Annotated in this window: 5 protein-coding genes; 4 read left to right on the plus strand and 1 reads right to left on the minus strand. The window is 54.7% G+C overall.

Features of this window, described 5'->3' with window-relative positions:
• Together ABVT35_RS26770 and ABVT35_RS26775 are read left to right on the plus strand one after the other, a co-directional pair.
• Window positions 1-5,101 (plus strand): RHS repeat-associated core domain-containing protein (locus ABVT35_RS26770; RefSeq protein ID WP_368470692.1); only part of this gene is annotated, 5,101 nt, incomplete at its 5' end.
• The gene (locus ABVT35_RS26775) at window positions 5,094-5,561 is read left to right on the plus strand and encodes a hypothetical protein (RefSeq protein ID WP_368470693.1); all 468 of its coding nucleotides are present in this window, start codon (window positions 5,094-5,096) and stop codon (window positions 5,559-5,561) included. The genes ABVT35_RS26770 and ABVT35_RS26775, both read left to right, overlap by 8 nt.
• Window positions 5,562-5,650: 89 nt before the next feature.
• Here the strand turns inward: ABVT35_RS26775 and ABVT35_RS26780 are convergent, their stop codons facing one another.
• Window positions 5,651-6,208 (minus strand): RNA 2'-phosphotransferase, encoded by a 558-nt coding sequence (locus tag ABVT35_RS26780; protein WP_368470694.1) that lies wholly within the window; start codon window positions 6,206-6,208, stop codon window positions 5,651-5,653.
• 423 nt (window positions 6,209-6,631) lie between these two features.
• Between ABVT35_RS26780 and ABVT35_RS26785 the strand changes: the two genes are divergently transcribed.
• Window positions 6,632-7,486 carry a transglutaminase family protein gene (locus tag ABVT35_RS26785; protein WP_368470695.1) on the plus strand — a complete coding sequence of 285 codons (855 nt, stop codon included), beginning with the start codon at window positions 6,632-6,634 and terminating at the stop codon, window positions 7,484-7,486.
• Window positions 7,487-7,767: 281 nt separating this feature from the next.
• Window positions 7,768-8,964, plus strand: a 1,197-nt coding sequence (locus tag ABVT35_RS26790) for a SpvB/TcaC N-terminal domain-containing protein (RefSeq protein WP_368470696.1), incomplete at its 3' end; no start/stop codon positions are given.

The following is an 8,964-nucleotide window of genomic DNA, read 5'->3' on the forward strand; positions in this document are numbered from 1 at the left end:
CATCGGTACCGGCGACTTTAACGGCGATGGCATCAGCGATCCGATCTACAACTATCAGGGCGGCTCGAGCAATTCCTGGGTCTGGTACTCGAACTATGCGGATGGCACGCCGGGATTGCTGAAGACGGTGACGGACGAGCTTGGCGGAACAGTGACGCTGAAGTACACGCCGTCTTCACGATATGCCCACACTTTCATGCCGTTTGTGATGCCGCTGGTGACGTCGCTTGCGCACAGCGATGGTCGCGGGCAGGTTGCCGAGACGAACTATTCCTATGAGGGCGGCAAGTACGATACGGGCGAGCGCCGTTTCCTCGGCTTTTCCAAGGTGGTTGAGACCAAGCCGCTGGCCAGTGGCGAGGCATCGCGTCCGACGGTGGAAACAATGCTGCGCCAGGATGTGGCGAGCTATGGCGCACCGGAGAGCGTGACCTACAAGGACGGCGCCGGAACGGTCCGCAAAGTTGTGACACACACCTATGCAGTCAACACCGCAACCAAGCCGTACACGGCGCTGAGGACCGCGACCGAGACGGCACTGACCGAGAACGATGCGACGTCCGGCTCGGCGATCACGCTGACGACACGTATTGAGCGTTCCTATGACGGCTACGGCAATGTGATCGAGGAACGCAAGCTCGGCCGCACGGGCATAACGGGCGATGAGACGACACAGGCCAGCAGCATTGTCGCAAATGTCTCCGACTACATCCTTTCGATGCCGTCGACGGTCTCGGTCTATGAGGGATCGGGAACATCGGGCACGCTGCTGTCGCGGGAACAGCTCTCCTATGACGGCGGAGCCCATGGCGTTGCTCCGACGAAGGGCCATGTGACGGGCCGCACGGTGCTGCGCTCGTCGGATGCGTCACTGCCCTCGATGGCCATGAGCTACGGCTATGATGCCTATGGCAACAAGACCCACGAGGTTAATGGCGCGGGCAACCGGACGGAATGGGATTATGATGCGACCTATCATCTTTATCCGGTGGCGACACGCAATGCCTTGTACTTCGGTGGCGACACCCGCCAGCAGACGACGCAGACATTCAATGCGGTGTGTGGTGCTCCAGCCTCGCTGACGGATCTCAACGGCGTGCTGCACACCTATGGCCAGGACGTCTTTTGCCGGCACTACAATCACGTCAACACGGTGAGTGGTGCCGAAGAGCAGGTCTTTTATGCCAACGAAGGCAACCCAACCACCCAATATGTACGCAAAAGGAAGCTGTTGCCGCAATCGAATGGCGACTGGTCCGTGAACGATGTTTACTTCGATGGTCGCGGACGCGTGCGATACGATTGGACGTGGTGGGGCAGTGGACAGCCTGGTGTGGGCGTTGCGACTGAATTTGATGCGCGGAACAATATTTGGCGTGAAAGCCATCCACGATTTGCCGAGATGCTGATCTGGACCACCCACACCTACGACTGGGCGGACCGGGTGGTGTCGACACAGAACCCGGACGGCTCGTCCCGGTCGATGGCCTATCTGCTGTCCAATTCCGTTCCTGCGGGCAATGTTGCGGGCAATGTGCCGCTGACGGCAGTGCGGCTGACCGATGAGTTGAACCGGACGTCGGTGGCCGTCACCAGCACCCGCGGCAAGGTGATCTATCAGCACAAGGAAACAGCCAATACTAAGGAATGGCATTCCTATGACGCCTTCGACCGCCTGATTGGCGTGAAAGACAATATCGGTGCGCTCTGGTCCTACGCCTACGACCTTGCCGGCAACCGCCTGTCGGTCAGCGATCCGGACCTTGGCAACTGGTCCTATGCCTACGATCAGGCAGGACGGCTGACATCTCAGACGGATGCGCGCGGCATAGTGACGGCCATGAGCTATGACGCCATCGGGCGTCCGCTGTCGCGCACCATCACAAGTCCTGTTGTGTCGGATCCCGTGCTTGCCACCAACACCTATGACGAACAGCGCTCGGGCTATTACAATATGGGCCAGCTGACATCGGCCTCAAACGCCAATGCCTCAAGAACGATCGACTATCATCCGTCGGGCAATGTCGCCAAGAACGGGGTGACGATCGACGGGGCGACGCACACGACGATGATCGGCGAGGACAAGGGCGAGCTTCCCATCTGGAAGCTTTACGATCCGCATCTAGTTGCCGTCGGTTCTGCCGCCTCGCCATGGCTCTACGGCTATGACGGCCGGTTGAAGAGCATTCCGTCGCTGATCAACGCGATCACCTATGAGGCGGACGGTCAGACGGATCAGATCACCTATGCCAATGGTGTGACGACGGACTTTACCTATTCGCCGCAGCGGCGCTGGCTGACGGGGATCGTGACGACCAAGGCCGATGCCACGGTTCTGATGAACAACAGCTACACCCGCGATGCGATGGGCCGCATCACGGCAATCACGGGCCTGACGCCGGCGGAAAGCTGGACCTACACATACAATGACCGCGATGAGCTCATTACCGCCACCAATCAGGGTGATGCCACACTCACCGAGACATTCTCCTATGACAATGGCGGCAACCTGCTCACACGATCAAGACTGGCAGGGGCCTTTACCTATCCGGGTTCTGGCGCGACAGGAGGTGCATCGTCATCGTATTTCTGGCTCAACCTTGTCTCCGGCACCGACGGTGACGAGTTCCTCCCCGCGACCGATGCCAATGACCTTGTTCGCGGCGGCAACGGTTCGGATACACTTTTTGGCGGCCTTGGCAATGACATCCTGATCGGTGAGGGCGGAGGCTACAATCAGGCCAATTTCGACGGCTCCAGCAGTGACCATGTCTTCACCTACAACAGCGATGGATCTGTCACGGTAACAAGCGCCACTTCGGGAACGGATGTGCTCCTTGATATCGGTGGCGTCTGGTTCAATGGTGAAGCAGCCTGGTATTCGATTGACGATCTTTATGCGGACTCCGACGGCCTTAAAGTTCTGACCGGCACAAGCGGCGATGAGCGGATTGTTGGCACCGCCAACAAGGACATTATCCGTGGCAGGGACGGCAACGACACGCTCTATGGCGGTGCGGGCGACGATATTCTTCTTGGAGAAGGCAGCGGGCCAAACCAGGTCGACTATGACGGCTCATTGAGCGACTACACCTTTACACTGAACAATGACGGTACCGTCACTGTAACGAGCACGGCGGAAGGCACCGACCTTCTCTCCGGAATCGGTGGCGTATGGTTCATTGCGGATAACGCATGGCATTCCATTGATAGCCTTTATGCCGGCAACAACAGCAATGTTAACGCGACAATTGCCGGCACCGCCGGCAACGACTTCCTGGCCGGCACCGCCGGTGACGACATAATCCGTGGTGGTGACGGGGAAGACACGCTCTATGGCGGAACCGGCAACGATATCCTGATCGGCGAGGGAAGCGGCTACAACCAGGTCAACTATGATGGTCATCCCTCCGACTACACATTCACCTACAACGCCGATGGATCGGTAACGGTCGTCAGCGCCGGCTATGGCACGGACACGCTGCTTGATATCGGCGGTATCTGGTTTGAGGGCGAGCAGCAGTGGCATGACATTGAAAGCCTTTATGTCGATGCCGACGGCCTGAAAGTTGTGACCGGCACCACCGGTGACGATTCTCTCAATGGGTCATCCGGAAATGACCTGCTGCGCGGTGGCGACGGAAACGACACGCTCTATGGCAGCGCGGGCAATGACATCCTGCTGGGCGAGGGCGGCACCTACAATCAGGTCAACTATCCGGGCTATGCGGGTGACTATATCTTCACCCGCAACCAGGACTGGACCGTCACGGCGCGAAGCGCTGTAACCGGAGTGGATCTACTCGATGACATTGGCGGCATCTGGTTTACCGACGAAGCGGTCTGGTATTCGATCGAGGATTTGATCAACGCCAATCCTACCGGCACGTCCGCGCCGCCGCATGCACCGTTGCTGCTGGGATCGTCAAGCTTTTCCTATGACGCGAACGGCAACATGACGGCCGACGGCACACGGCTGCTCAGCTGGGACAAGGCCAACCGCCTGTCGCAGGTGATCAACGGGGCAGGGGCAGTCATCGACTTCGCCTATGGCCCTGAGAGCAAGCGGGTGAAGAAGGTCGGCGCCGGCGGCGAGACGCTCTATCCGGATGCCGATGCGGAGATCGATGTGACCGGCACGCCTGTGTCGGCCGGTGTCTATGCACTCGGCGCCTATACGCGCTATCCGCATATGGATGTAAAGATGGTCGGCACCAGCCCGACCTACATCCACCGCGATCATCTGTCCTCGGTGCGCATTGTGACGGACGCCTCAGGCAACCTCGTCGAACAGACGGCCTATGCGTCCTATGGCGAGCCGACGAATGCGGCGATGGCAACGCAAAAGGGCTACATCAACGAGCGGCATGATCCCGAAACGGGTCTGATGTATCTCAATGCCCGCTACATGGACCCAACCTTCGGCCGCTTTATCTCGCCAGACGACTGGGACCCGATCCTCGAGGGGGTCGGGCCGAACCGCTATGCGTATGCGCAAAACGATCCGGTCAACAAAAGCGACCCGACGGGGCATATTATAGAATCTTTCTGGGATGCTGCGAGCATAGTGTGGGATGCAGGAAAAATAACGATCGGCTACATGTCAGACGATGATGAGCTTTTCAATGAAGGATTGGTAGACATTGCAGCGGACGCAGCTTCACTTGCCATTCCTGGATTGCCAGCAGGATTGTCAAAGGTTGCTAGAGCTGTCGGTAAAAAGGCATACAATTTCTCCTTCGCGCAAAAGACCTATCGAAACGAATTTAGTCTTGAAGGAAAGCAAATTTATTCAGACAAATTCGGAATCGAAATAAGCACAATAGACGACCTGGCCGATGCTATATCTAGAGGAAAAATTGATCCCAACGATGTACCGGTGGAAGTTGTATCTAAAAAAGGTGTTGACTACATTCTTAATACCAGAACTGGGATGGCGTTACAGAAAGCCGGTGTCAAAAAGAAGGATTGGAATGTTAAAGACATGACACATGACAAAGGAGCAAATACCCGGCTTGATAAACAGCTACAAAGAAACAATGTCGGAGACGGAGAGACCATAGAGGCTCCAAAGTCAAAAGGCGGTCGGCGTAATGAGTAATTTCCTTGAAAGTGTAGTAAAAAATAAATTGGTCCCAGCACCAAGCACTGACGCTGATGTAAATGTTATAGCAGATGGTACTTCGCTACTGCTCAGTTATGACACTGAACAGGGCAAGGCAATCATCAACTATAAATTGGTTTCGGTTTTCACGTTTGGAAGACCGAATGATGAAGTGCTGGAAGGGCATCGACTTTATGAGCGCGGATTAGATTATTATGCCGCGCAAATTGTGCAGAACTCACGATGGATACGAGAGCTCGATGTTCAAAACTCTGGCCATAGTCAGCATGATAGCGAAAAATTTATCCGTTCTCATCATCACCACATTTTGACATTTAAAGACGCAACCTTTGAATGTATATATAGCAACATCTTTGGAGACCCGGAAGTAAGTATCGTCAGTGTAGAAAATTGGCGCAAGGAGTTGAGTGAGTATTTTTCCAATTGTATCAAATAATTTAAAATAGTAGCGGCTTTAGTTTGGAATTCGGAAATAAATATTCGAATGTATTTCGTAAATATTATGATCAGGAAAAAAATAGTCAGCTATCTGATGTATTTTACGGGTACTGCTTTAGTCAGCCATATGTTGTTTTCACTTTGGTAAAAAACAAATCCCTCTCCCCACATCCAGCTGGCTGCTACAGTCACTACGGTAGGATTGCCATGGCGCCTGCCGACGGAGTACGCAACTTCGGGATCTTCATGAAGATGGACATGGTGCCGTCGGCCGCGCCGAAGTCCTGAATTCATGATGCTATTCAAGTTTTTCTTTGCGGTACCGTGAAATAATGTATCGGGTGGCTTTTTGGCTTTTAAACCCAAATCAACAGGTACCGAGTGGCCCTGACTAGCGCGAATTAGATTTCTATCCTCACTCAAGGCAAATCTTTGTTTGTCGCTGCTTTCTACGAGTGCTTCCAACTCTGGTCGTGACATCGTCACACCGGCACTCGCTAGTCCGGAAAGCAGCTCTGTAACACCGACCCATCCAGCTCCATCTAATTCAACGCCAATAATCTCCGGTTTGTGCCGAAGGGTTAGGCTGATCAATTTACTCTTTCTTGTTGTATCATTTCCCATAAAAAATTTGGTCTCATTCAATTTGTAAGCGCGCTGGCTAAAAAACTCTTCGTGCTGGCTTCAAGCCAATCCTGCTTGCTGCTGGCAAACCTAGCTGTAGTGAACGACAATTTCACTGTGGACAACCGGCGCATCTGTGTCCAATGCCAGTGCAATGTATAATTGTCTCTGACAAATTCGACTACCATCACATATCCCAGACGGCGACAGAAAAAAATCTCCGACCATTAGCGCTCTCTAATTGTTCTTGTCCAGGCAACCTGCGGAACGAAGAACGCCTCGCGCAACAATTTTAACAAAGCACAGGCTTAAAACTGATGGGCCAATCAAGTGAACGCAAAATCAACACTGATATATAGTTGTCTCTTTTTAATTGGCCTTGTCGCGTCGGCAGTCGGTGAGAAAATCGATGGCACCCCCATAGCGAGCTCGGTTCGCTCGATTGTGTTCTCAACCCCCGATGGGTTCGACTACGCACAGGCCAAGCTGTCGGTAGACAAGCTGATTGATCCGGATCTGGATAGGCCGATGATCGAGCGTGAGCTTGATGCGATGGAGTCAACCGTCCGCAAGATGCTCTCGACAATTCCGGAAACGGAAGCGCAAAAAAGCATCGAAAAGCTGCGTGCCTTGAAGGCGTTTTTGTATAAGGAAGGCCACTGGAACAATTCGGCGCCGTTTAAGTATGATTTCGACGATCCGTTCGGGCGCGATATCAGAAACAAGCTTCTTGCGACCTACCTTGAAACCCGCAAGGGCAATTGCGTTTCCATGCCGGTCCTGTTCCTTGCAATTGGGGAAAGGCTTGGTCTTGATCTCACCCTCTCGGTCGCTCCGCTGCACGTGCTTGTAAAATACACCGATGACCAGACTGCCAAGACTTACAATCTAGAAGCGACGAGCGGGGCGGGCTTCACCCGCGATCAGTGGTACCGGAAGAAAACGCCGATGTCGGATGCAGCGCTTGAAAACGGTGTTTACCTCAAGCCCTTATCTCGGCAAGAGACGCTTGCGGTCATCGCAACGACTGTCCTGGAGTTTCTAATCGAGCAGCGCCGTTACCAGGAAGCGATTGCCGTATCGGATGTTCTCATCGAGGCCTATCCCGATTACGTCTATGCGATGGTCAAGAAAGGCACGGCCTACTTCCACCTTCTGAAAGATGTACAATCGCAGCAGACTGCAAAGGCCGTCATGCGGCGATCGGAAGCCTCGGCCAAAGCGAACTATTACTTTCTGGAAAACCAGCGCGCATTTGCGGCAGCCGAGGATCTGGGATGGATTCCGCCTCAAAATTAAGCGCCCTCATCAACCATGCTGCAGAGGCCGGGCAAGCATTGTGCCCTGTTGTACTTTCCACAGGGAATTGCACTGAAGGACGCAATTTTGGGTAGTGACGCCTTGCGAATCATCTTGCTGACGCGCTAGCCGTATAGCGCGCAAATATTATCCATTTCTCCACCTGGTTGAGGTTTGGCTCCGGGGTTTTCCCGGTGCAGGGACAATTGCGCGCTGATGGATTTGCGGTGGGTGACGTGTTGTTTTCCACGCCCGCCGCCAGATACTTTTTGGGGGTTTTCATGCGCTCGTTTTCTGCCAGCTTTTCGGTTGCTGCCCGTTTGCCGTTTTCAATGTTTCGAGCGAGTTTGATTGCATCCTTTGCTTTGGCAGCAACCCTTGGCGGTAGCCCGCAATCGCACGCACAGGTTGGCGATGCGGGCGATACCGTCAAAATACCGACAGGAGTGTCTCCCACCGCGTCGGGGCGCGGCAATGCGAGTTATGAATATGGTCTTGACCTGCCTGGTTTCCGCGGTCTGGAGCCGGCGATCGAGCTGCAATACGATTCCTCACGCAAGACCAAAAGGGGCGGCCGCTACCAGGGCTGGCTCGGATATGGCTGGGGCATTGACGGCTTTGATGTCATCGAGCGGGTCAGCGAGGGAAGGGGTCTTGCCTATTACGACGATAGCAAGGACGTCTTTCTTTTAAACGGCTATGAGCTGGTTGAATGTGTGGCGGGAACCGCCAGCCCCTCCTGCGACAATGGCGGTACCCATGCCACCCAGATCGAGAGCTACCAACGCATTGTTTACAGGGTTGGCACCAATAGCTGGGAGATTACGGGCCGGGACGGAACAAAGACGGTTCTTTCTACGGTGTCTGCCTTCGGCGGCACGGGCGAACATGCCAATTCTGCCGACCAGTTCCGCTGGCTGATCTCGTCGATCACCGATACGGACGGCAACCAGGTGAGCTTCACCTATGCCTGCGACACGCTTCCTGCCTGTTATCCGCAGACGATCACCTATAACGGCACCGAAGTCCGGTTTTACCTGGAAGACCGTCCGGACATGATCATCATGGCTAACGGCCAGACGCTGACGCGTTATGAGAAGCGGATCAGGTCGATTACGACGACGGTGAGCGGTTCGATGCGCTCGGCGGTTGCGCTGACCTATGACGAGGACGCCTATTCGGGCGCCTCGCGCCTGACAACGATCACGCGCTATGGCACGGATGCGGTTGTTGCCGCTGACGGTGTCATCACCGCGGGCAGTGCCCGTCCGCCGGTCTCCATGACCTATTATGACGTTAATACCGCGAGGACGACAGCCAACAAGCCGATAAACGGCATTGCGGCGTTTTCCAACCTGCTGGCAACCGATCTGGACCATGATGGTTTTGACGAGGTGCAGAGTGTCGGGATCGGTCAGTATTGTCCTTCGCAGGACAATTGCCAGCCGTCCTTCTCCTCCGCCGTCTATGCTTTCAGC

Source organism: Hoeflea sp. TYP-13 (genome assembly GCF_040932035.1).
Taxonomy (GTDB): domain Bacteria; phylum Pseudomonadota; class Alphaproteobacteria; order Rhizobiales; family Rhizobiaceae; genus Hoeflea_A.